The sequence below is a fragment of the Staphylococcus equorum genome (assembly GCF_029531845.1).
Taxonomy (GTDB): Bacteria; Bacillota; Bacilli; order Staphylococcales; family Staphylococcaceae; genus Staphylococcus; species Staphylococcus equorum_C.
On sequence record NZ_JAMBPV010000032.1, the window covers coordinates 1 to 1,256 of the forward strand.

Annotated in this window: 3 protein-coding genes; all 3 read left to right on the plus strand. The window is 24.7% G+C overall.

The window, feature by feature from the left end:
- The coding region (locus M4L39_RS14525) for a hypothetical protein (RefSeq protein WP_277582634.1) at nt 1-430 on the plus strand (430 nt) is incomplete at its 5' end.
- 69 nt (nt 431-499) lie between these two features.
- The gene (locus tag M4L39_RS14530; RefSeq protein ID WP_277582635.1) at nt 500-838 is read left to right on the plus strand and encodes a hypothetical protein; all 339 of its coding nucleotides are present in this window, start codon (nt 500-502) and stop codon (nt 836-838) included.
- 55 nt (nt 839-893) lie between these two features.
- On the plus strand, nt 894-1,250 hold the full coding sequence (locus tag M4L39_RS14535; RefSeq protein ID WP_277582636.1) for a hypothetical protein: 357 nt from the start codon (nt 894-896) through the stop codon (nt 1,248-1,250).
- Nucleotides 1,251-1,256: the final 6 nt, after the last annotated feature.

Consider the following 1,256-nt stretch of genomic DNA (forward strand, 5'->3'; position numbering starts at 1 on the left):
CAAATATACTTTTAAACAAGTTAAAAAGTATAAAAAACAATTAGGAGTGGTCACGATGTTAAAAAATCAATTAAACCAAATCAAAGTAAATATTGCAGAATACGAGGAAAGAGAATTCGAAATGAAATCTGATTTACAAGAAATTTTCAAAGATAGTTTAATCCAACCTATCGCTTTTACAACGTTAGATAAAAATGAAGAAATAGAAATACAGGTAAATTTAGATTTAGAAAGATTGATGTTAATTACAGAAGTGAAACCCGAACTATTTAGTGAACAACATATTGCACATTATGAATATGAAATATTTGATTCACTAGATGAAATTGTAGCATTAACTGAAAATATGAATTTTGATGAATTAGTAAGACTTAACGCAGATGAAGAAGATTTAGAAACATTTTTTAAGACAGAAAACACTATATTATAGACGAAAATATAGTGTTTTTCATTACATCTGCAATTAAGACGTATATTAAATGTAAAAGGAGTAATAATCATGAATTTAAAAACAAATGAAAATCAAAATGAATTAAGAATAGCAAATAACTATTTTAATAAAGCAGTAATGGAAATTGATGATATGGAAATGCTTAAAGGACATATCAATGATTTGTTAAGTTACTTACATTCTAATTACTTTTCAATCAAAGATGTTCTTGAATTTTACAGTCTTAGTGATTTACAAGATGAATATGATATACCTCGTTTAATGGAATATTTATATGTAGTAGATAATCTTAAAGAAAATGAATTAGACGAATATCAAATAGATAAAATCCTAGCACATAATGAACGTAGTTACTTAGTTTTAATTAGTTATGAAGAAGTGTATTAAAATATAACATCTGTAAACCAGACGTAAAATGAACGAAAATTTAGGAGTGGTCACGATGAATAATAATAAGTCTTTTAACCAAATATGTGAAAATGTAAAAACATTTATAGAGAATGAATTTCAAATTGAAAAGAATGATAGTGAATTATTCGATAAAAACCTATGTTGCTCATTACTTTATACCTTTAAAGGAGAGATTGATGAATTTGAATATCAAGTGTATCTCGATTTAAAAGGTAATCAAATTATTAAGGAAACATCATATAGTAATTTTATAACGCACTATGAATATGAAAGGTATAATAATTGGTCAGATTTAGCAGAAGTTACGAAAGATTTAGATTTTGATGATTTATATTATACAACTGGAAATATAAGTGATTTGGAAACAATAATAGAGAAAATTTCATAAAAATAG

What these genes read in the sequence shown, in the direction of transcription:
- M4L39_RS14530 (WP_277582635.1), top strand. Translation starts at nt 500, where the DNA reads ATGAATTTAAAAACAAATGAAAATCAAAATGAATTAAGAATAGCAAAT.
- M4L39_RS14535 (WP_277582636.1), top strand. Translation starts at nt 894, where the DNA reads ATGAATAATAATAAGTCTTTTAACCAAATATGTGAAAATGTAAAAACA.